Below are 22,474 nucleotides of genomic sequence, written 5' to 3'. Positions count from 1 at the left end.
GACTACAGGGAGGCAGAAAGAAATGGATAGCAGGACTCGGATGATGGAAGCGGACGTAGTGGTTACCGGAGCGGGACCGGCGGGGATTGCCGCCGCCATCGCTGCCGGCAGGCAGGGGGCCAGCGTCATCCTGATCGAACGGTACGGGTTCGTCGGCGGGATGTCTACGGCCGCCGGGGTTTATCCTTGGATGACCTTCCACACGCAGCGCGGGGAACGGGTCATCGGCGGCATCGCCCAGGAGATCGTGGAACGCCTGATGGAGCGCGGCGGCTCGCCCGGCCATCTGCGCGATACCGTTGGCTTCGTGCACACGTTGACGCCGTACCATCCAGAGATATATAAGGTGCTGGCCGTTGATATGCTGCGCGAAGCGGGGGTGAAGCTCGTCTCGCATAGTTTTGTCGACGAGGTGGAGCGTGAGGGCGAACATATCCGGTCCGTGACCCTTACCGGAAAATCGGGGCGGATCAAGGTGAGCGGTGCGATGTTCGTCGACGCGTCCGGAGACGCGGACGTCGCTTATCTGGCGGGGGCGCCGACGCTTCAGGGGCGCGAGGGCGACGGGCTGTCGCAGCCGATGACGATGAAGTTCCGGATGCGGGGCGTTGACGTGGAGGCGATTCGGAAGGCGATGCTGGCCGATCGCGAAAATTTTTACCACAAGACGCCGTTTGCCGAGCTGGAGATGGGAAGTATTCCGCTCACGGGGGTTTCCGGCTTTTATAAGGAGTGGAAGGCTGGCGGGGTGCCGATCAACCGCGATCAGGTCCTGTTTTTCATCGGACCGGAGAAGGACGAGGTGCTGATCAACTGCACGCGGGTTCAAGGCTTAAGCGCAACCGATGTCGAGGAACTGACCTTGGCGGAGGAGGAAGGGCGCAAGCAGGTGCTGATGATGGCGGAATTTTTGCAAGCGCGGGTGCCTGGGTTCGCCAAGGCCTCTATTTCTTCGGTCGCGCCCCAGATCGGCATCCGAGAGTCGCGCCGGATCGACGGTCTGTACCGGTTGACGATGGAGGACGTGGTGGCGGGACGGCATTTTGAAGACGGTATTGCGAAGAGCGGTTATCCGGTCGACTTGCATGATCCGTCAGGCAAGGGGGTCATGGCGGCTGCCATCGAAAATGACGCTTCCTACAGCATTCCTTACCGCTGCCTCGTGGCGCGAGGTCCGGTGAATCTGCTCGCGGCGGGACGCTGCATATCCACCACGCACGAAGCGCTGGCGACCACGCGCTTGACGCCAAGTTGCATGGCTACGGGAGAAGCGGCGGGTACGGCGGCGACTCTAGCTTGCAAAGCGGGGATCGCCGCGGCGGAAGTGGATACATCGCAGCTCCGGGAGATGCTGCAGGCCCAAGGGGCAATTGTGTAAAGGGGACGGGGGCTGGCGCCCCCCTTCTTATACCATAGGCGGCTTCGCGGGAGGCTGGATGCAAAAATCAGGCTGCCCGAGGCCCCGCTGGGACCCCTTCACCAGAAAATAGCGGCGCTTTATGGTCCTATTTTTCGGGTTGGAGCCTGATCATCGCCATTAGCGGCATTTTTTGTCCTTATTTTTCAATGGATAGTGCGAAAAGCGGCTATTTCCCGACGATTCGCAAAAATAACAGCATTAATGTCCTCTATTTCGCTCGAAGTGGGAATTTCGCCGAGATAGCGCCATTTTTTGCTCTTATATTTTTCGCTGAGTATTTCGACAAGCTAAATCAATACGCGAATGAGCTTCCTATTTTCCCCTCTGTGTAAAATCCCTAGAAAAGTGTTGTAACCCGCGCCAAAACAAGGTATAGTGAATATGCAAAAAATGAATCGGTGAACCTGCTAAAGCCATACCAATGGATATGGCTTTTTTTTCTTAAGATAAATATAAGTGTAAACTTCGAAGTTGCCGCGTCTTTTTATCATAAGAAAAACGCCGCTAAACGCGGTTATACTTCCTGTGGGAGCGCGCCGTGGGGCGTCTTCCCATGACAGAATGACTAAAGGAGTTGATGCATCGATGATTGAACTGGCTGCGGTGGAAAAACACTTTGCGGGTCAGGTTGTCGTGCATCCGCTATCGCTCACCATAAAGGAAGGGGAATTCCTGACCTTGCTGGGCCCGAGCGGCTGCGGCAAGACGACGATTTTGCGCATGATAGCGGGTTTTGAACATCCGACGTCGGGGAAAATCCTGCTGGATGGGACCGATCTGACGAATCTGCCTCCCAACCGCCGGGATTTGAACCTTGTGTTCCAGCATTATGCTTTGTTCCCGCATATGACGGTTGAGGAGAATATCGCGTTTGGTCTGAAAATGAAAAAAATGCCGGCAAAACAGCAGAAGGAACGCATTCAAGAGGCGGTGGAGATGACCCAGTTGACCGCACTCGTCAAGCGTTACCCGCACCAGCTGTCCGGCGGGCAGCAGCAGCGCGTGGCAATCGCCCGGGCGATCGCCAACAAGCCGCGCGTGTTGCTGCTGGACGAGCCGCTTGGAGCGCTGGATCTGCAGTTGCGCAAAAGCCTGCAGGCCGAGCTGAAGCAGCTGCAGCGCAGCTTGGGCATCACGTTCGTATATGTAACGCACGACCAGGAGGAAGCGATGATGATGTCCGACCGGATCGTCATCATGAACAGCGGCCGGGTGGAGCAAATCGGTACGCCGCGCGAAATTTACGCTTCCCCGGCGACGCTGTTTTCGGCCACTTTTGTTGGCGAGAACAATATTTTTTCGCTGGACGGACGGCTGTTTGCGGTGCGGCCGGAGAAACTCCGGACCGTCTGCGGCAGCGGCATGGCCAGCGCCAAAAGAACCGGCGAAGTGCAGGATGTACTTTATTTGGGGAGCGTTCATAAATTGATCGTCCAGCTGGATAACGAGCCGATGACCGTTTCAATCGTGCTGGACGCGGCGGATGACCATCCGTATCAAGTCGGCGAGCAAATCGGGGTGGATTGGAAGCCGGAGGACGAGGTGATCATCGGGTCATGAAAAAATCGAGCCTGAGCCTGCTCCCGGTTCTACTGTGGCTGAGTTTGTTTCTGGTGGTTCCGATGCTGATCGTCGTAGGCATTTCCTTCATGGGCCGCGACAGTTTGGGCAATGTGGTGCTGGACTTCAAATTCGACGCCTACGCCATGTTTTTCGATCCGCTTTATTTGGGGATTTATTGGGATACGATCGTTTTGTCCGTCCTGACGACCGTCTTCTGCCTGCTGCTCAGTTACCCGTTGGCTTATTATATTGCGAACGCCGGTCCGCGCATGCAAACCTGGGGACTGGTGCTGATTACGGTGCCTTTTTGGATCAATTTCCTGATCCGCACTTACGCCTGGGTGCTGCTGCTTCGTACCCAAGGGGTTGTCAATGAACTGCTGCTGGACTTCGGTTTGATCGCCGAACCGCTGCAGATGCTATATACGCGGGGCGCGGTGCTGCTCGGCATGGTATACACGTTTATTCCGTTTATGGTGTTGCCGATCTACGTTGCCCTGGAGCAGATGGATAAGAAGCTGCTTGAGGCCGCCAGTGATTTGGGCGCTTCGCGTTGGCGGGCGTTTTGGCATATTACGCTGCCGCAGACGAAATCGGGGATTATGACCGGATCGGTGCTGGTTTATGTGTCGACGACCGGCATGTTCGTCGTCACGGACATCCTGGGCGGCGCGAAGTCGGCGATGATCAGCAACATCATTCAAAGTCAGTTCCTCGGGGCGCGCAACTGGCCGTTCGGCTCGGCGCTGTCGGTGATCTTCGTCATCACCTCGCTGATTCTGATCGGACTGTTTAACCGGGCGATGACCTCAAGGTACCAGACCGTGCGGGAGGTGCGCTCATGAAGACGAAAAGCCATCCGCTGCTGGGCATCCATTCCCTGATCATGATGATTTTCATTTATGTGCCGATCGCGTTTATCGTCGCCTATTCGTTCAACAGCTCGAGGCTGGCCGCGGATTGGAGCGGGTTTACGTTCGATTGGTACGTGTCCTTGTTCGACAACCGGCATGTGATGGAGGCGCTTAGCAACAGTTTGACCGTAGCGGTCGTTTCCACGATCGTTTCTACGCTGCTGGGCACTTTGGCCGCGCTGGCCATGCGCAAGGTCGGCAGAAGGACCAAGGCCGGTATGGGCGGGCTGCTGTATATGCCGATTATCGTCCCGGATATTATTATGGGTTTGTCCTTGCTGGTGCTGTTTACTCAGCTTCATATGCCGCTGGGCAAAATAACGATTATGATCGCACACATCACGTTCAGCTTGTCATATGTTTATGTGGTCGTCTCGACCCGGCTGTCCGGTATGAGCAGCCAACTGGAAGAAGCCGCCCAGGATTTGGGCGCCGGGACCTGGCAGACGTTTCGTCACGTGACCCTGCCGCAAATTTTGCCCGGCATTGTCTCCGGGGCGTTGATCGCTTTTACGCTGTCGCTGGACGACTTTATGGTTAGCTTTTTTGTCAGCGGACCAAATTCGACAACGTTGCCGATTTATATCTACGGCCAGGTGAAACGGGGTATTTCCCCGGAAATTAACGCGCTTTGTACGATTTTGATCCTGGTCACGGTAACGCTGATCTTCTTGGCTCAATTTGTGCTGAACCGCGGCAAGGGGCAAAAGAAACAGTCGGTGTTGCCGTTTTAGGAAGCGCTGGACGTGCTGGCTGATGCACTGGACAAAGGGGCTGGCTGGTGCGGACACATCCTGCCCCGGCGAACTTTGGAGGCGAGGGCAAAACACCTCAATTGGAGCGTAATAACGTCTGCGTCTGCGGAGACCGTTAGGGCCAATACTATTAGGCCAGATCTAATCTGACAAGATACATTTTCTAGCTAACACCAATATTCTAACGGTTGCCACAAGCGCTATTTGTTCCAAAAACGTTGATTTCAAATTGTAACGGTTGCCATAGCGTTTATTTCACTTAATTCCGGCTATTTTTGCTTGGATTCAGGCAAATAGCTGCGCTCACAACCGTTAGAGTTTAGAAAAGGTCTTTTTTCGGAAAATAGCCGCTGCTACAACCGTTAGATCCGTTCCGGGAAGCTCTTTCGGGAATCTTGGGCAAAAGTGAATGCAACGCAACAATATCATGATGAAAGAAGAGGAAAGGAGACTGAGAATTGAAAAAAATGAAATGGGCCGGCTTGCTGCTGGCGGTAACGATGATGGTGGGGCTGCTGGCTGGTTGCGGCGGCGGCTCGTCCAAGGAGACGCTGAACATTTACAGCTGGGCGGACAACTTCGATGAGGAAGCGCTGGCGCAATTCGAGAAGGAATACAACGTGAAGATCAATTACGACGTGTTCGCCAACAACGAGGACCTGCTGGCCAAGATCAAAGCCGGCGGGGGCGGCTATGATTTGATTCAGCCTTCCGACTATATGGTGGCCACGATGATCAAACAAGATCTGCTGGCTCCGCTGGACATGGCCAATATTCCGAATTTCGCAAACGTAGCTGACGCTTATAAAAATCCATCATACGACCCCGGGAATAAATACTCGATCGTGTATACTTCCGGCGTAACGGGGATCGCCTACAATAAGAAGTATGTGAAAGACGAAATCGACAGCTGGGAAGACCTGTGGAACCCCGAATACGCGGGCAAGGTGATCCTGCTGGACGACAACCGTGAAGTCATCGGCATGGCGCTGAAAAAGCTCGGTTACTCCAACAGCTCGACCAATGAAACGGAAATCACCGCGGCTGTCGACGAGTTGAAAAAACTGCTGCCGAGTGTGTTAGCCTTCGACACCGACAACATCAAGCAAAAGATGATTCAGGAAGAGGGCTGGATCGCGACGGTATGGTCCGGGGACGCTTCCTACATTGCCAAGGATAATCCGGATGTCGCTTATGTGGTGCCGAAGGAAGGCGGTACGATCTGGTCGGACAACTACGCGATTCCGAAGGACTCCCAGCACAAAGAGCTGGCTGAGAAATTCATCAATTTCATGCTGGATCCGGAAGTCAGCGCGAAAAACTACGAAGCGATCGGCTACAGCGACCCGAACACGAAAACGGCGGAATTCCATAGCCAGGAATATATGAACGACAAAATGATCAATTTGACCAGCGATGAGCTGTCCCGCACCGAGTGGCTCGGCGATGTGGGTGACAAGCTGCAGGTTTACGACCGCTACTGGACGGAATTGAAGAGCGGCCGCGAGTAACGGTTGACATAGGAACAGTGTCATGGATTTCCCGAGGCGCGGGACATGGCACTGTTCTTTTTTTGCGGCGGCAAGCTTAAGCAGGACTTTCACCCGGCCAGGTGATAATGGGGGTATCCTAGCAAAGGGGCGGCTAAATCAAATGAAACCGAACAACATGAGAGTTATGGGCACGCTCTTGACGATTGCAAGTTTGTGCATGAACGGCATGGCTGCCGGAGTTCCGGCACCGCCTACAACTGCGGTTAAGGGGCAGACCATGCGTCCCGCGTCTAAGGCGTCCGGCAAAGCGCACATCACGAATCACACACCCAGTTGCTGCCGCCGGGCGCGAATCCACTTGAATAATCATAATCGAGTTTTGTTCTTGCGTTTCGGGATAAAACGGTTACAATTAAATCAACTAGTAATGTTAACGTTAACATGCATTTGATATTATGGAATCTATCAGGCTGAAAAACGAAGGGAGCACGGAGAAATGGCCAAAACGTTTCTGGGGAAAAATTTTTTGCTGAACAGCGATACGGCGAAGGAGTTGTATCATCAATATGCCAAGGAGCTGCCGATCATCGACTATCACTGCCATCTGAGCCCGCAGGAGATTTACGAGAACAAGAAATTCCGCAACATTACCGAGGCCTGGCTGGGCGGCGACCATTACAAGTGGCGGGTGATGCGCGCCTGCGGCGTTGACGAGGAACTGATCACCGGCGGGGCGGGCGACTACGACAAGTTCCTGGCATGGGCGAAAGTGGTGCCGCAGTTGCTCGGAAATCCGCTGTACCATTGGACGCATCTGGAGCTGCAGCGGTTTTTCGGCATCGACGAGCTGCTGAACGAACGGACGGCGCCGGCGATTTGGGAGCGGGTCAATGCCCTGCTGCAGGGCGAAGGGTTTGGCGCGCGGGATCTGATCAAGAAATCGAAGGTCACCGTCGTATGCACCACCGACGACCCGGCGGATTCGCTGGAATATCATTTCAAAATCAAAGAGCTGGAGGATTTCGACACGAAGGTGCTGCCAAGCTTCCGGCCGGATAAATTTTTGGAGATCAACCGCGATACGTTCAAACCTTGGCTAAGCAAGCTGGAGGCGGCGGGCAAAGCGGTGGACAGTTATGGCGCGCTGCTGGAGGCTCTGCGGGAGCGGATTGAATTTTTCCATCAAGCTGGGGGCCGGGTGTCCGACCATGCGCTGGATACGATGGAATACCAGGAGACGACGCTGCGGGAAGTGGAGGCGATTTTCGACAAGGCGCTCAAGAAAGGCAGCGTCACCCCGGCGGAGGAGCGGAAGTACAAGTCCTACACGATGCGTTTCCTAGGTAGGGAGTACGCCGAGCGTGGCTGGGCGATGCAACTGCACATCCATGCGCTGCGCAACACGAACAGCGCGATGCTCAAACGCCTCGGACCGGACACCGGCTACGACGCGATCAATGACGGTCCCGTCGCCGCCGCGCTGGCCGGCTTGCTGAACGCACTGGAACGTGACGGGGCGCTGCCGAAGACGATTTTGTACTCGCTGAACCCAAACGATTATCCGGCGCTCGCCAGCATTACGGGCTGCTTCCAAAGCGGCGGCGTCCCGGGTAAAATCCAGTTCGGCACCGCCTGGTGGTTCAACGACAACAAGGACGGGATGATCGAGCAAATGAAGACGCTCGCCAATCTCGGCGTGCTGGGGCAGTTCATCGGCATGCTGACCGATTCGCGCAGCTTCCTGTCCTATACGCGGCATGAGTACTTCCGCCGTTTGCTCTGCGATGTACTCGGCGATTGGGTGGAGCGGGGCGAAGCGCCGAAGGATTTCGAGCTGCTCAGCACCATGGTGACCGATATTTGTCACGATAACGCCAAACGGTATTTTGCGTTTCCGGAGTAGAAAATGAAAGGACGGCCGGATGGGCTGTCTACGGTGAATATTTAGGGGAAGGCTGACGGCAGTGCAGCCTTCCCCTTTGTTTTGCTGCGGCACCTAGGCAGGAATGAGGCGGATTTCGTGATACTGCCGGATGGATGATTCAACCAGTATCGATAAAAGGAAGTGGCTATTCAGGCAGTTTTATTTTTGTAAAATAATAAAAGGGAAAATATAGTATAAAATTACCAACATTTATGATATATTTATATATGTTAGAAAAAAAATTATAAGGAGTGATTCTATGAAAAAGGTTACAAGTTTAGTTTTGTCAATTGTTTTTTTGCTGACTCTATTTGGGGATACCAGTTTTGCTCAGTCTGCTTCCTTGGATGGGAAAATTATCTATAGGGCCGATGAAATAACCGATATCGATTTGCTTTTTGAAAGAGCCAAAAATGGAGTCACTGATGAAACAGATAATAACTTCAAGGAGCACATGTCAATACTTGGGGCGGTATCGGATAATGATGTGATAAGACACTTTTCTACAACTCAAAAATTATTAGAGGTGAAAAAGAATAATGAGACAATCGAAAACTTTAAAATTGTCTCATTTGTTGTTGTCTCTGAGAATGATGATAGTGGAATTATTCGACCTTTCGGTAGTAAAGATGAGGAGCAATGGGATGGAACATACGGTATAAGAGCTTATTCAACTGTATACTTTACTAGATCTAGAAATGGAAATTTATACACTTACACGCTAGATTCTGTTTCTGGTGGATGGGATAATATTGACAGCCAATACAGATTGTCTGACCGTCATGTTAGATATGGTGTAACAGGAAATAGAGCAGGGGGAGGGGTTGTGGTGAAGCACGCAGATAAATATCCGACTGGCAATAGTTTCTCATACGATGCTACTTCTGCTATGTCCTATCCCGTTGAAAGTAAGGTTGTAATGGGCCTAAATTCCTACATTACAATTAAACGTGGAACTGACTCAACATGGGAACTAGCTCATCAGAATAATCTTGAATATAATAATTAAGCATAAAATGTTTCGTAGATAATTTTTGAAAAAACTCCAATCTTGGGATGATTAAATATCTTCCTAAGATTGGAGTTTCTTTTCTTCATTTATGCTATTTTAAATTAAAGGTTTCCTCAGTATTATCCCATTTTATTGTAATTTTTATTGAATTATTTTTGCTTGATATTGCGCAACCTGAGCAGGTCACTGGTACTTTTATTGTTCCTTTTTGTAGAGAGATTTCTGTTATTTTGGTATTTTTACCATTATTATCTATTAACAACTCATCAACAGTATTATTTTTCATCTTTTTACCTTTAAAGCGGAATTCATAAGTGCCCTGTTCACTACTGGTTTTAGTATTAATTGTCGATTGATAGCTCCCTTTCCAATTGGTACTCTCACCACTAAAGTTAAGAGTTGTACTGCAACTTACCAGCAACATTAAAACTGAAAAAATAAGAAAAGTTTTTTTTATTGTATCTCACTCCTTTCCTTATACCTAATTTTAACTCTCCTACATTAATTATGCAATTCATAAAACCTGCGTAGGAATTATTGGGAAAATATTCAATTCGAGCATTCTCATGCTATCAGGCGGGCCCCAGTCTTTAACGGTTTTTTTATGTTTAGACATCTAGGACAGATTTCAAAAAACTGATTCCTTAATTACGATTTCCACCGGGATCAGCCGGAATTCGTTTACGTCCGCGAGCCCGCGGTTAGTAATGCGAAGCTCCGGAATGACCGGCAGGGCGATCAGCGAAAACGTCATGAACGGCGCGTTCAGCGGGCATCCGAGCTGCTGCCAGGCGGCCCCCAGCTGCTTGACCTGCGCGGCCACCGTTTCCAGCGGCTGCTCGGACATCAGGCCGGCGATCGCCATCGGCACGGCGGCCAGCACCTGCCCGTCCTGCACGGCGATCATGCCGCCGCCCAGCTTGGCCAGCTCGTTCGCGGCGAAGGCCATGTCCTCAGCGTTTGCGCCCATCACGAGCAGGTTGTGGCTGTCATGCGCCACCGTGGAGGCGACGGCGCCCCGTTTCAGCCCAAAGCCGCGGGTAAACGCTAGCGAAATATCGCCGGAGCCGTGATGGCGGTCGATGCAGGCCAGCGTCAGGACGTCCTGCGCCGGGTCCGGCTGAATGAATCCGTCCGCCACTTTCAGGCTGGCGGTTCCTTTTTGCGTGCGCGCGCTGTTTTCGATGACGTCGATGACATGAACTTTCGTCTCGGCCTTCCCGCTTTGGCTGGCGAGCAAGAAATCGCCCGGCTTCAAAGGGCGGGCCAAATGCACTGAATTTCGCGCGCGTTCCGGATACGGATACGCCGGGAAAGGCACGCGCAGCTCTCCGCTATCGTAAACGACGGTCCCGTCCGCAATCACGGTGGACGGCTCCATCCGCTTTAGATCGGAGATCAGCAGCAGGTCGGCGCATTTTCCCGGGGCGATGCCGCCCACATCAGCGTCCACCTTGAAATAACGGGCCGTGTTGATCGTGCTCATCTGAATCGCGGTGACTGGCTCCACGCCTTCCTCAATGGCCCGGCGCACGACATGGTTCATGTGGCCTTTTTCGATCAGCGTCTGCGGGTACACATCGTCGGTGACCAGCATGATATTGGCCGTATCCGCATGGTCTTCGGTCACGACCTTGATCACTTCCTTGACGTCATGCCAGGCGGAGCCCTCGCGGATCATCAAATGCATGCCGAGGCGCAGCTTAAGCAGCCCCTGCTCCCGCGTGACCGTCTCGTGGTCGGAGGTGACGCCGGAGGCGATGTACGCCTGCAGCATGAGCTTGTCATCGCTGGGGAAATGGCCTGTGACCGTTTTTCCCGCTTCCATCGTCGCTCGGATCTCTCCGCTCATTTTCGCATCTCCGTAAACGACACCAGGGAAGTTCATCACTTCGCCCAGCCCCTCTACACCGTCCCAGGTCATGCCTTCGGCGATGTCCTTGGCTTCCAGCGCCGCCCCGGCGTCCTCCAGGTGGTCGGTGGCCGGCACGCAGGACGGGAACGTGGTGAACACCTTGAGCGGCAGTCCCCGGCCTTCCTCATGCATCCAGCGCACGCCTTCGGCGCCAAACACGTTGGCGATTTCGTGCGGATCCATAAAAACGCCGGTCGTCCCTTTAGCCAAAGCGGCCTTGGCAAACTCGGTCACCGACAGCATCGTGCTTTCCACATGCATATGGCCGTCCAGCAACCCCGGGGCGATGTAACGTCCCGCGGCGTCGATCACGGCCGTCTCCTCGCCGATCGTATGCCCGGCGTCCCCAACGTAAGCGATACGTCCTTGGGCCACGGCGACATCCGTATGCGGCAGCAGTTCCCCGGTGTATACATTAACTAAGGTGCCGTTTTTGACGACCAAATCGGCTTTCTTTTTCCCGACGGCCACTTCCGCCAAAACCCGGCTTACCTCGTACAGCTTTTTTCTTGCAGCAGGTTTCATTCCCCGGTTCACTCCTTTACTGTTCGCTAAAATAGCGCCTTAAAACTCTTCAGTTCTTACGCCTAATCATAACAAAAAAGGCCGCCCTTAGAACAGTGGAGACTGTTCAGGGCAGCCCTTGCCTTTAAGAGGTTGTTCAAAAAGTCCGCTTTTGATCACGAAGTGAATCAAGAAGTAGTTCGGCATCGAATCTTGAATTCAGCCGGGCCTTCCGGTGCTCACGTACCCAAAACGTACGCTCCGCTCCTTAGTCCCTAGCTTCATCCAATCTTCTCGGTGCTTAAAACCGAACTTTTTGAACACACATTTTAAGGCTCGGCTTTAAGCTTTCGCCGGATTTACTTTTTCGATGACTTGGTCGACCAGGCCATACTCTTTGGCTTCGAGAGCGCTCATGAAGTAGTCGCGGTCGGTGTCTTTTTCGATCCGTTCCAGCGGTTGGCCGGTGCGCTCCGCGAGAATGTGGTTCAACTTGTCGCGCATCTTCAGGATCCGGCGGGCCCGGATTTCAATGTCCGTTGCCTGGCCTTCCGCGCCGCCGAGCGGCTGGTGGATCATGATCTCGCTGTTCGGCAGGGCGTAGCGTTTGCCGGGAGCGCCGGCGTTCAGCAGGAACGCGCCCATGGAAGCGGCAAGGCCGACGCAGATCGTGGAGACATCCGCTTTGATGAATTGCATCGTATCGTAAATGGCCATGCCTGCGGTAATCGATCCGCCGGGGCTGTTGATGTAGAGGGAGATGTCCTTCGTCGGATCTTCCGCATCCAGAAACAACATTTGAGCGATGATGGAGTTGGCCACGACGTCATTGACTTGCGAGCCCAGGAAAATGATCCGGTCCTTAAGCAGTCTGGAATAAATGTCGTAGGCGCGTTCGCCGCGGTTGCTTTGTTCAACGACCATAGGAATATAACTCACCGATAAAACCTCCTTAAATTTGGATTCGGTTCGATCAATCATCAGAATTGACGGAAACGATCGATAATAACCTCATCATAAACAATTTATTCGCAAAAGTCAAAGATAGTCAAACTCAAGGGATAAAAAAAGCCCGATGTCATTTATGCAGTCATTCAGGCGATGAAACTCAGCGTTCGGTTATTAGGCAGTTAGTTAAGTATGGCGCGCCCGCGAGGAATCGAACCTCGATCTCAGGCTCCGGAGGCCTACGTCATATCCATTGGACCACGGGCGCAAATCACAAATTTAGCGTGCAAAATTGATTATATGGTATCGTCAAAGGAAATGCAAGTGGTATTTATTAGCATGGGCAAAATTCGCAGCAGACTAGCGCTGGCTTATTATGCGCTGAACCATCTCAGCAAAATTATTTGCCCCGAGTACGCTGCGTATTACTTCTGCTTCAAGCAAGGAACGCCGTGCACACGGCCGTTTAAAAATACGGACGGCTCGACTGAACTCCAGATGGCCCTACCCCTACTTATTTACGGTCGCTGAACCGCTTTTGGATAATCACCGCCGTGCCTGATGCGCTCTCGAAATTCAGGTTTATTTAGCTTCTTAATTCAGTAATTAAAGTAAAAGTAAGGGAAGTGTAGCTTTCAATATGCCTAAACTGGCAAGAACAACAAATAGCGCTATAATGGGTGCAAATATTTTGGAATAAAGAAACTTATCTTTTTTCCCATATTCGACCCCCTTAAAATGATATGGAGTATAAAAATTTTATACCCATATCATATAGTCCTTATTTCATTTTCTGTATAGTTATAAGCAGGAACAGAAAACGCTTTTTCAAATAGAACTTCAGCCTCATTAATAGAAAGTGCTTGAATTTGCTGAATCTCTCGAGCAGAAGAATTTCGAAATGTGTTAAAGCGCAGGGAAATCCTCTTCTCAATGTCGGCATTATTGAATGTCACCTTGGCTGCTTTTCCTTTTTTGCTCAAGAGTAAGGACCGCGGTATCTACGGCTTCTTGTCCCTTCACTTCCACCTCGGCAAGTGCCTCATCCAAGGTTATTTCATTTTGCAGAAGCTTGTCCAATGCGCCTTGGGCAGCGTCCTGAAAGGCATCGAGGATCTCGGCATCAACTTGGGTATACAGGTCTGCATAATTAGGATTTGCTTTAAGGGAGTAAAGAGGAGACAAATCATGATCTCCAACCGGTTCCACGTACTCGGTTACAGCAGGCAGCCCGTAATTTGGCTGGTTCTTGGCCAATAGTTGGCTGTTTACCGGATCTCCGGCTATAAATTTAACAAGTTTCATCGCTTCGGCTGCATGTTCTGTGCTTGAAGAAACGCCAAAAAAGTCAAATATTTCGTAGAAATTCATATAATCCGGATTCAAAGGGTCCACCGGAGCTGTAACCATTCCCCAGTCGATCAAGGTAGCTCCTTCAAAATGGGAGAACGGCTCGAAATCATATGCAAAAGCATTGGAACTAATGGTCATAGCGGCATTTTCAGTTAAAAACTTGGGGTGTTCCATCGAATCGGCTTCTTCTCCCTGATCATAAACTGCCCCGGCGCGAAAAGCTTTCACCGCGGCGGTCCAGATGGACTTCCATTTATCCGTATTCATCGTGACCTTCATGGTTTTTGGATCGAGATAAGTCAGGTTTTCCGTTTGACCGGCTTTTAAAATAAAGTTCATGGTAACATTGCGATAATAGTTCATTTGTATTCCATAAAGGGATTTTCCTTGATCATCTTCTGTCGGGAACCGTTCGGCTAATGCAAACACCTCTTCCCAGGTCATTCCGTTTTGCGGGTATGGGATATGATAAGCATCAAATAGCTTCTTGTTATAATAAAGCGCCTCGCTATGAAAAGTAGGCGGAAGAGCATAATACTGGCCGTTATCCGACGCAGCTTCCAAAAGCGACGTAACAATCGGAGAAAGGTCGCCGGATTCCGATCCATTGGTGAACGGGGGAGAAATCGGTTTTAAAATCCCCTTTTCAATAGCCGTCTTATACTGCTCCATACCATTGATGTAAATAACATCCGCTTCACGATTCCAACCCGTTTCTTCGGATACCGGATCACTTGGAATCACTTGAACATCGATATTGGGATATCTGTTTTCAAAAGCATAACCAAAATTAACATAAAATTGCTTGGCGGACGGATAAGCAACTTTGAGGACGACAGGCTCCTCCGGCTGACGCGTTTGGCAGCTTGATAATAAGACTGTCATAAGCGCCAAGCCTATAAATGTACGCGTTATTTTATACATGTTCTGATCCCCTTTATTATAAACGGGTGCAGTTTAGGAAAGCTTGTTCCGCCGACTCCCGACCTTCCCGTACTAGAAATTCACTCGCTGGACAGCATGCGATCAACGTAGGCATTGATCAGGTTATACGCCTGCTCGGAAACGGCATTTTCTTCTTTTGAGGGCTGCAGCATGTAGAAGGCTTCGATATTTTTGTCGGCATTCCCTAATGAAATATAATCGGCCAGCGAAGAAAACCCGTATACGGAACGGTATTCCCACTCCGCCACTTTGCCGGACAAGAAAAATCGGATCAACTCCCAGGCCGCCTCAGTTTGCGTCGAGTTGGCGGGAATCGCCCAAAGTCCCCCTAACGAAATATGATGACTGATTTCCGGAGAGCCTGGACTGACCGGCATGGTGGCCAGTTTCCACTTGATATCGGAGCCTTGCTGCTCTACAACTTTAAAATCTTCGTAATTAACCACGGCCATCGCGTAGTTTTCTGTAATAAAGGCGTTTTGGTTTATATCGTTGATGGCGATATTTCCGCGTTTTAACGGTTCCTTCACCAATTTTAAAATTTTGCCCCATGACGGACTATCTAAAGTGAGCCTGTCCGTATGTTCGTCGTATGCCTGAAGGCTTTCGGTTCTCCCTATATCAATCAACCAATCGGCCGCAGACGGATAGGGTAAGGTTAGGCCTTTCGGAAATCGGTTGGCCAACATAATCGTATCCTCCCAGGACATTTGGTTGCCGGGATATTCCACACCGTATTGATCAAACAGTTGTTGGTTGTAAACTATAGCGCTGCTGAAAAAGGAAGGAGGCAGTCCGTACAGTTCGCCGTTGCCGTAATGTTTCGTTAACTCGACGACACCGGGGATCAGCGTATCCAAAGGAAAGGAATCTCGGGCAACATCATCGTCAAGCTTTAGGAGCAATCCGCTTTCAGCGGCTTCCCGAAAATCATCGTCAGACAAATAAAGCAAATCTACTTCGTTGTTTTTCATCCATTCTTGTAATGTCGCTTTTCCTTTGACGAGATCGTTCGTCGGAACGACGGTATAGCGCAAATTTGGATATTCCAGCGCCAATAGAGAGGCATATCTGTCATCGAAATGTTTTTGCGAGAAGTAACCGATATTTAAACTAAAGCTAACCTCTTTATCTTTAAGAGAAGACGTGTTCCCGGCACAACCCGATACAATCGCCAAATTTAAAGCCATGAAAAATAACAGCAATCCGCGCAATTCCCGAACCTCGTTTCCAATAAATTCTATATACTATAACTATTTTATAGTAAATCCGAATGCAATACCTGTAAATTAAAAAAATCCGGCTCATGCGTTGTCTAATTTCATTCTTAGAGTGGTGTTTATTGGACAACCCTACCGACAAAACTAAAACGGGATGGACAAGAAGCATAGCGATAAAACGGTTTCTTTACTTACCGCCGTATAACCATACCAAAGTTTGAGAATTCTACGGACGTTAGGCTTGCAACCACGCTAAAAATTGGTTAAAATAACGGTGGGACTTAAAAAGTTAACCCGGGACATTTTAAGGCCAAGGAGATGGAGAGAAGAAGGAGCTTGCAGGAATGGAGATCATGCGTAACCTTTTGGAAATTCAGAAGCAGCTTCTGCCTGATCTCATGGACATTCTCAAGAAAAGGTACACCATACTTCATCAGATCATGTTATCTGACGTAATTGGCCGCAGAACCTTGGCAACTTCACTGGATATGACGGAGCGTGTGTTGCGGGCCGAAACGGATCTTCTGAAGGCTCAGGGCCTGATTGAAATCGAGAATATCGGCATGAGAATCAGCGATGCGGGCAGGCTTCTGCTTGAGGAATTGGAGCCGGTGGTCAAGGAGTTGTTTGGCCTCGCCAATTTGGAAGAAGCGATCCGTCAGAGCTACGGCCTGCGCAAAGTCGTGGTCGTCCCTGGAGATTGCGACGCTTCGCCGCTGGTAAAGCGGGAACTGGGGCGCGCGGGAGCCAAGGCGCTCTTAAGCTCCATGAGCGAGGGCGACGGGGTTGCCGTTACCGGCGGAACAACGCTGGCGGAGGTTGCGGAGCAATTGAATCCGCCGCATAACGTGACGATGAAGGACAGCTGGTTTGTGCCTGCGCGCGGAGGATTGGGCGAGAGCCTGGAAATTCAGGCGAACACGATCGCATCCGGGATGGCGAAACGAGTGGGGGCAGGTTACCGCCTGCTGCACGTACCTGATTTGCTCGGCAAGGAAGCTTATGAATCGCTTGTCCACGATCCGAACATCGAAGACATCGTCAATATGATCCGGCAAGCGCGAATCGTGGTGCACGGCATCGGCGACGCGATGGAGATGGCGCGGCGGCGCAAGCTGGAGCCGCAGGTGACCGAACAGATCCGGAAGGAAGGCGCGGTCGCGGAATCATTTGGTTATTATTTTAATGAAGACGGCGTCGTCGTCCACAAAATGCGGACTCTGGGCCTTCGCTTGGAAGACATCATGGAGACGGAAACCGTAATCGGGATTGCCGGGGGCAAAAGCAAAGCCAAGGCGATTCACGCCGTGCTGCGCTTTGGCCAAGAGGACATCCTCGTCATTGACGAGGCCGCCGCTTCGGAGATCGTAGCCCAACTCGGGCAGGATGCCAAGCAAGAAATCAAGTGAAGCTAACGATGTTTACTCATGGCGGGCTTTTAGCCTGTCTTGATTAATAAAAAAACCAACACTAGGAGGAACTATTCATGAGTGTAAAAGTAGGTATTAATGGTTTCGGACGTATCGGACGCCTGGCTTTCCGCCGCATTCAAAACGTGGAAGGCATCGAAGTAGTAGCGATCAACGACTTGACGGACGCCAAAATGCTGGCCCACCTGTTGAAATATGATACAACTCAAGGCCGCTTTGACGGCGAAGTAGAGGTTCATGACGGCTACTTCAAAGTGAACGGCAAAGAAGTAAAAGTTATGGCTAACCGCAATCCTGAGGAACTTCCTTGGGGCGAGCTTGGCGTTGACATTGTTCTGGAGTGCACCGGCTTCTTCACGACGAAAGAAAAAGCCGAGCTTCACCTGAAAGGCGGCGCGAAGAAAGTCGTTATCTCCGCTCCGGCTACCGGCGACATGAAAACGGTCGTTTACAACGTTAACCATGAAATCCTGGACGGTTCCGAAACGGTTGTTTCCGGTGCTTCCTGTACGACCAACTGCTTGGCTCCAATGGCTAAAGCGCTGAACGACAAATTCGGCATCGTTGAAGGTTTGATGACGACGATCCACGCTTACACCGGCGACCAAAATACGCTGGACGCTCCGCATGCGAAAGGCGACTTCCGCCGTGCTCGCGCTGCTGCATCCAACATTGTTCCTAACACGACCGGTGCAGCTAAAGCGATCGGTCTGGTTATTCCAGAATTGAAAGGTAAACTGGACGGCGCGGCTCAACGTGTTCCGGTACCGACCGGCTCCCTGACAGAGCTCGTAACTGTTCTTGAAAAAACCGTTACCGTTGATGAAGTTAACGCAGCGATGAAAGCCGCTTCCGATCCGGAAACGTTTGGTTATACCGAGGAAGAACTTGTATCTTCCGATATCGTGGGCATGACATACGGTTCCTTATTTGATGCGACTCAAACAAAAGTGATGACTGTGGGCAACCAACAGCTCGTCAAAACCGTGGCTTGGTACGACAACGAAATGTCCTACACCGCTCAATTGGTCCGTACTTTGGAATTCTTCGCAAAAAAAGTTAAGTAATATCCCGGCCAACCTGATATAAATCCCAAAGAGGAGCAACCTGTCAATAGGACTCCTCTTTGGTCTTGAAGCAAGAACGATATTCACACACACGCATGTTATAAATAAAAAAATAGAGATACAGACTTACGCTTAGGAGAGAAATCAGAATTATAGCCGTGGATGCGCGGTTTTCAAAGCTTGGGAGAACCTGCGCACACCTTTAGGAGGAACGTGGAGATGAACAAGAAAAGTGTACGTGATGTGGAAGTAACCGGAAAACGCGTATTTGTCCGCGTCGATTTCAACGTGCCGATGCAAGACGGGAAAATCACCGACGATACCCGGATCCGCGAAACGCTGCCGACGATCAACTATTTGATCGAAAAAGGCGCGAAAATCATTCTCGCCAGCCACTTGGGACGTCCGAAGGGTCAAGTGAATGAATCGATGCGCCTTACCCAGGCTGCAGAACGCTTGTCCGAGCTGCTCGGCAAGCCGGTAGCCAAAGCCGATGAAGCGGTTGGCGACGTGGTTAAAGCAAAAGTAGCTCAATTGAACAACGGTGACGTACTGGTGCTGGAAAACGTCCGTTTCTATCCGGGCGAAGAGAAAAACGATCCGGAACTGGCCAAACAATTCGCGGAGCTTGCCGATCTGTTCGTCAACGACGCGTTTGGCGCGGCTCACCGGGCGCATGCGTCGACCGAAGGCATCGCGCATTACCTGCCAGCCGTATCCGGCCTGCTGATGGAAAAGGAATTGTCCGTTCTCGGCAAAGCATTGTCGAACCCGGACCGTCCTTTTACGGCCATCATCGGCGGATCGAAGGTGAAAGACAAAATTGACGTCATCGACAACCTGCTGAACATCGCGGACAACGTGCTGATCGGCGGCGGTCTGGCCTATACATTCTTCAAGGCGCAAGGCTATGAAATCGGTCAATCCCTGCTGGATGATAGCAAACTGGATGTTGCCCTCGGCTTCATCGAGAAAGCGAAGAAGCTCGGCAAAAAGTTCCTGCTTCCTGTGGACGTTATCGTAGCCGACGATTTCAGCGCTACGGCCAACCATAAACCGGCCGACATCGACAGCATTCCGGCCGATTGGGAAGGCGTGGACATCGGACCGAAAACGCGGGCAATGTATGCCGACATCATTAAAAACTCCAAGCTGGTCGTTTGGAACGGACCGATGGGCGTATTCGAAATCGACATCTTTGCGAACGGAACGAAGGAAGTAGCCGAAGCTTGCGCCGAGACGAAAGGCTACACGATCATCGGCGGCGGCGATTCCGCGGCAGCAGCCGAGAAGTTCAACCTGGCGTCGAAAATGGACCACATCTCTACTGGCGGCGGCGCGTCCCTCGAATTCATGGAAGGCAAGGCGCTTCCGGGCGTTGTAGCATTGAACGACAAGTAAAAGACAATGAAATTGTTCAAAAATCGGGTTTTCAGCACCCAGCACCGAGAAGGTTGGATGAAGCTAGGGACGTCAGGAGCGGAGCGTACGTTTTGGGTACGTGAGCACCGGAAGGCCCGGCTGAATTCAAGATTCGATGCCGAATAAACTTCGTGGTTCACTTCGTGATCAAAAGCTGATTTTTGAACTACCTTTAAGAAGTGAAGGAGTTGGCTCCATGAGAACACCTATTATTGCCGGGAACTGGAAGATGTTCAAAACGGTTTCCGAAGCAAAAGCTTTTTTTGAAGAGGTAAAAGGAAAAGCGGAAGTTGCGGGCGTAGAGAGCGTGATTTGCGCTCCGTTCACCAACCTTCCGGCTTTGGTGGAAGCCGCAAAAGGAACGTCGATCAAAATCGGCGCGCAAAACATGCATTTTGAAGACGAAGGGGCCTTCACCGGCGAAATCAGCGGACGTATGCTGAAAGAACTCGGCGTGGACTACGTCATCATCGGGCATTCCGAGCGCCGGGCTTATTTTAGCGAAACCGACGAGATCGTAAACAAAAAAATCCATGCCGCGTTCAAACACGGTTTGACTCCGATCCCTTGCGTCGGTGAAAAACTCGAAGAGCGCGAAGCCGGCAAAACGAAAGACGTCGTAAAGGTGCAAACCGAAGCGGCGCTTCAAGGACTGACTGCGGAGCAAGCAGTGCAGGTCGTCATTGCGTATGAGCCTATTTGGGCCATCGGCACAGGCAAATCGTCCACTTCCGCAGACGCGAACGAAGTTATTTCCTACATCCGCAGTTTGGTTAAAGGATTGTATGGCGATGATGTAGCAAGCAAGATCCGCATCCAATACGGCGGCAGCGTGAAGCCGGAGAACGTGAAGGAATATATGAGCCAAAGCGACATCGACGGCGCGCTCGTCGGCGGTGCCAGCCTGCAGCCGGCTTCTTATGTTCAACTCGTTGAGGGGGCGAAGTAAATGGCTGCTCCAAAACCTGTAGCATTGATCATCATGGACGGTTTCGGACTTCGCGACACGGTGGAAGGCAATGCCGTGGCGCAAGCCCATAAGCCGAACTACGACCGTTATCTGAAGCAGTATCCGAACACGACCCTGACGGCTAGCGGCGAAGCGGTGGGCTTGCCGGAAGGCCAAATGGGGAACTCCGAAGTCGGACACCTGAACATCGGCGCCGGCCGGATCGTGTACCAGGATTTGACCCGGATTTCCAAATCGATTCGCGAAGGCGAATTTTTCCAAAACGAAACGTTGGTGAATGCGGTTCGCAGCGCCAAATCCAAAGGCAAGAAGCTCCATTTGTACGGGCTTCTGTCCGACGGCGGCGTGCACAGCCACATTGACCACTTGTTCGCGATGCTCGAGCTGGCCCAAAAAGAAGATATGCACGAAGTATACGTGCATGCCTTCCTCGATGGCCGCGACGTGGCGCCGGACAGCGCGAAAGGCTTCCTGGAGAAGCTGATCGCCAAGATGAACGAAATCGGCATCGGCAAAATCGCTACGGTGCAAGGCCGTTACTACGCGATGGACCGCGACAAACGCTGGGACCGCGTGGAGAAATCGTACCGGGCCATGGTTTATGCCGAAGGACCGAAATATACGGACCCGATTAAGGCCGTCACCGAGTCCTACGAGAAATCGGTATTTGACGAATTCGTTATGCCGACCGTGATCGTCGACGACAAAGGCGAGCCGGTTGCGCAGGTGGAATCCGGAGACTCCGTCGTCTTCCTGAACTTCCGTCCGGACCGGGCGATTCAGCTCTCCAACGTGTTCACGAACAAGGATTTCCAAGGCTTCGACCGCGGACCGAAATTCCCGACGGACCTGCACTTTGTGTGCCTGACTCTGTTTGCGGAATCGGTTCAGGGCTACGTAGCCTACAAACCGAAGGATCTCGACAACACGTTTGGCGAAGTGCTCGTGCAGCACGGCAAGAAACAGCTGCGCATCGCCGAAACGGAAAAATATCCGCACGTGACGTTTTTCTTCAGCGGCGGACGCGACGTCGAACTTCCGGGGGAAACGCGCATCCTGATCAATTCGCCGAAGGTCGCGACCTATGATCTCAAGCCGGAAATGAGCGCCTATGAAGTCGCCGAGGCTTGCGTGAAAGAGATCGAAGCGGATAAACACGACGCGATCATCTTGAACTTTGCCAACCCGGACATGGTCGGCCACTCCGGCATGCTGGAGCCGACGAAGAAAGCGGTCGAAGTGACCGACGAATGCGTCGGCAAAGTCGTTGACGCCGTTAAGGCGAAAGGCGGAGTCGTCGTGATCATCGCCGACCACGGCAACGCCGACATGGTGTTCGACGAGCAAGGCCGTCCTTACACCGCGCATACGACCTTCCCGGTTCCGTTTATCGTGACCGACGAAAACGTTGTGCTGCGCGACAAGGGCATCCTCGCCGACGTGGCGCCGACGCTGCTTGACCTGATGGGGCTGCCGCAGCCGCCGGAAATGACCGGCAAGTCGATGATCGCCAGCCGCAAGGCATAAGCCAAACTGGTACAACAAACTGTATACTTAAAATATTAAATTAAAATGCGTGTTCAAAAAGTGCGGTTTTCAGCACCGAGATTCGATGCCGA

The 22,474-nt window shown here is 51.7% G+C and carries 17 protein-coding genes and 1 tRNA gene; 12 read left to right on the top strand and 6 right to left on the bottom strand.

All coding sequences use genetic code 11. The features are described 5' to 3' along the window. Positions 1–22 precede the first annotated feature (22 nt). From DYE26_RS22020 to DYE26_RS21990, 7 genes are all read left to right on the top strand, one after another. The gene (locus DYE26_RS22020; protein WP_036627101.1) at positions 23–1,378 is read left to right on the top strand and encodes an FAD-dependent oxidoreductase; all 1,356 of its coding nucleotides are present in this window, start codon (positions 23–25) and stop codon (positions 1,376–1,378) included. A 627-nt stretch (positions 1,379–2,005) separates the two neighbouring features. Continuing rightward, positions 2,006–2,980 (top strand): ABC transporter ATP-binding protein, encoded by a 975-nt coding sequence (locus tag DYE26_RS22015; RefSeq protein WP_036627099.1) that lies wholly within the window; start codon positions 2,006–2,008, stop codon positions 2,978–2,980. Then, complete coding sequence (locus DYE26_RS22010; RefSeq protein ID WP_036627098.1) at positions 2,977–3,828, top strand: ABC transporter permease; 852 nt, start codon at positions 2,977–2,979, stop codon at positions 3,826–3,828. The genes DYE26_RS22015 and DYE26_RS22010 overlap by 4 nt, the downstream gene beginning before the upstream one ends. After that, positions 3,825–4,631, top strand: a complete 807-nt coding sequence (locus DYE26_RS22005; RefSeq protein ID WP_036627096.1) for an ABC transporter permease — start codon at positions 3,825–3,827, stop codon at positions 4,629–4,631. The genes DYE26_RS22010 and DYE26_RS22005 overlap by 4 nt, the downstream gene beginning before the upstream one ends. A 479-nt stretch (positions 4,632–5,110) precedes the next feature. Next, entirely contained in the window at positions 5,111–6,163 is a 1,053-nt protein-coding gene (locus DYE26_RS22000) for an ABC transporter substrate-binding protein (protein ID WP_036627095.1), read from the top strand. 478 nt (positions 6,164–6,641) lie between these two features. After that, positions 6,642–8,048, top strand: a complete 1,407-nt coding sequence (gene uxaC / locus DYE26_RS21995) for a glucuronate isomerase (RefSeq protein WP_036627094.1) — start codon at positions 6,642–6,644, stop codon at positions 8,046–8,048. 280 nt (positions 8,049–8,328) lie between these two features. Continuing rightward, a complete protein-coding gene (locus DYE26_RS21990; protein ID WP_036627092.1) occupies positions 8,329–9,078 on the top strand; it encodes a hypothetical protein in 750 nt (249 codons plus the stop codon). A gap of 94 nt (positions 9,079–9,172) precedes the next feature. On the opposite strand, the gene DYE26_RS33185 is transcribed toward DYE26_RS21990, so the two are convergent. The 6 genes from DYE26_RS33185 to DYE26_RS21965 form a co-directional block, all read right to left on the bottom strand. Further along, positions 9,173–9,367, bottom strand: a complete 195-nt coding sequence (locus DYE26_RS33185; protein ID WP_124333556.1) for a hypothetical protein — start codon at positions 9,365–9,367, stop codon at positions 9,173–9,175. 342 nt (positions 9,368–9,709) lie between these two features. Further along, a complete protein-coding gene (gene ade / locus DYE26_RS21985; RefSeq protein WP_036627090.1) occupies positions 9,710–11,521 on the bottom strand; it encodes an adenine deaminase in 1,812 nt (603 codons plus the stop codon). Positions 11,522–11,842: 321 nt separating this feature from the next. Continuing rightward, positions 11,843–12,439, bottom strand: coding sequence for an ATP-dependent Clp endopeptidase proteolytic subunit ClpP (clpP, locus tag DYE26_RS21980; protein ID WP_036627089.1), 597 nt, complete (start codon positions 12,437–12,439; stop codon positions 11,843–11,845). 202 nt (positions 12,440–12,641) lie between these two features. Then, positions 12,642–12,716 (bottom strand) — tRNA-Arg (locus tag DYE26_RS21975). 674 nt (positions 12,717–13,390) lie between these two features. After that, on the bottom strand, positions 13,391–14,725 hold the full coding sequence (locus DYE26_RS21970; RefSeq protein WP_036627085.1) for an extracellular solute-binding protein: 1,335 nt from the start codon (positions 14,723–14,725) through the stop codon (positions 13,391–13,393). Positions 14,726–14,805: 80 nt separating this feature from the next. Further along, positions 14,806–15,960: an ABC transporter substrate-binding protein gene (locus DYE26_RS21965; protein ID WP_036627083.1), complete on the bottom strand. Its 1,155-nt coding sequence runs from the start codon at positions 15,958–15,960 to the stop codon at positions 14,806–14,808. A gap of 359 nt (positions 15,961–16,319) precedes the next feature. Between DYE26_RS21965 and DYE26_RS21960 the strand changes: the two genes are divergently transcribed. The 5 genes from DYE26_RS21960 (at position 16,320) to gpmI (ending at position 22,382) form a co-directional block, all read left to right on the top strand. Next, positions 16,320–17,375 (top strand): sugar-binding transcriptional regulator, encoded by a 1,056-nt coding sequence (locus DYE26_RS21960; protein ID WP_036629008.1) that lies wholly within the window; start codon positions 16,320–16,322, stop codon positions 17,373–17,375. Positions 17,376–17,452: 77 nt separating this feature from the next. Continuing rightward, positions 17,453–18,463: a type I glyceraldehyde-3-phosphate dehydrogenase gene (gene gap, locus DYE26_RS21955; protein ID WP_036627081.1), complete on the top strand. Its 1,011-nt coding sequence runs from the start codon at positions 17,453–17,455 to the stop codon at positions 18,461–18,463. A 219-nt stretch (positions 18,464–18,682) separates the two neighbouring features. Continuing rightward, a complete protein-coding gene (locus tag DYE26_RS21950) occupies positions 18,683–19,864 on the top strand; it encodes a phosphoglycerate kinase (protein WP_036627079.1) in 1,182 nt (393 codons plus the stop codon). A 217-nt stretch (positions 19,865–20,081) separates the two neighbouring features. Next, positions 20,082–20,834, top strand: a complete 753-nt coding sequence (tpiA, locus tag DYE26_RS21945) for a triose-phosphate isomerase (protein ID WP_036627077.1) — start codon at positions 20,082–20,084, stop codon at positions 20,832–20,834. Beyond that, positions 20,835–22,382 carry a 2,3-bisphosphoglycerate-independent phosphoglycerate mutase gene (gene gpmI, locus DYE26_RS21940; RefSeq protein WP_036627075.1) on the top strand — a complete coding sequence of 516 codons (1,548 nt, stop codon included), beginning with the start codon at positions 20,835–20,837 and terminating at the stop codon, positions 22,380–22,382. The last annotated feature ends 92 nt before the right edge of the window (positions 22,383–22,474 follow it).

The organism is Paenibacillus macerans, assembly GCF_900454495.1.
Taxonomy (GTDB): Bacteria; Bacillota; Bacilli; order Paenibacillales; family Paenibacillaceae; genus Fontibacillus; species Fontibacillus macerans.
This window is presented reverse-complemented; position numbering and strand designations above follow the sequence as displayed.

What these genes read in the sequence shown, in the direction of transcription:
- DYE26_RS22020 (WP_036627101.1), top strand. Translation starts at nt 23, where the DNA reads ATGGATAGCAGGACTCGGATGATGGAAGCGGACGTAGTGGTTACCGGA.
- DYE26_RS22015 (WP_036627099.1), top strand. Translation starts at nt 2,006, where the DNA reads ATGATTGAACTGGCTGCGGTGGAAAAACACTTTGCGGGTCAGGTTGTC.
- DYE26_RS22010 (WP_036627098.1), top strand. Translation starts at nt 2,977, where the DNA reads ATGAAAAAATCGAGCCTGAGCCTGCTCCCGGTTCTACTGTGGCTGAGT.
- DYE26_RS22005 (WP_036627096.1), top strand. Translation starts at nt 3,825, where the DNA reads ATGAAGACGAAAAGCCATCCGCTGCTGGGCATCCATTCCCTGATCATG.
- uxaC (WP_036627094.1), top strand. Translation starts at nt 6,642, where the DNA reads ATGGCCAAAACGTTTCTGGGGAAAAATTTTTTGCTGAACAGCGATACG.
- DYE26_RS21990 (WP_036627092.1), top strand. Translation starts at nt 8,329, where the DNA reads ATGAAAAAGGTTACAAGTTTAGTTTTGTCAATTGTTTTTTTGCTGACT.
- DYE26_RS33185 (WP_124333556.1), bottom strand. Translation starts at nt 9,367, where the DNA reads ATGAAAAATAATACTGTTGATGAGTTGTTAATAGATAATAATGGTAAA.
- ade (WP_036627090.1), bottom strand. Translation starts at nt 11,521, where the DNA reads ATGAAACCTGCTGCAAGAAAAAAGCTGTACGAGGTAAGCCGGGTTTTG.
- DYE26_RS21970 (WP_036627085.1), bottom strand. Translation starts at nt 14,725, where the DNA reads ATGTATAAAATAACGCGTACATTTATAGGCTTGGCGCTTATGACAGTC.
- DYE26_RS21960 (WP_036629008.1), top strand. Translation starts at nt 16,320, where the DNA reads ATGCGTAACCTTTTGGAAATTCAGAAGCAGCTTCTGCCTGATCTCATG.
- gap (WP_036627081.1), top strand. Translation starts at nt 17,453, where the DNA reads ATGAGTGTAAAAGTAGGTATTAATGGTTTCGGACGTATCGGACGCCTG.
- DYE26_RS21950 (WP_036627079.1), top strand. Translation starts at nt 18,683, where the DNA reads ATGAACAAGAAAAGTGTACGTGATGTGGAAGTAACCGGAAAACGCGTA.
- tpiA (WP_036627077.1), top strand. Translation starts at nt 20,082, where the DNA reads ATGAGAACACCTATTATTGCCGGGAACTGGAAGATGTTCAAAACGGTT.
- gpmI (WP_036627075.1), top strand. Translation starts at nt 20,835, where the DNA reads ATGGCTGCTCCAAAACCTGTAGCATTGATCATCATGGACGGTTTCGGA.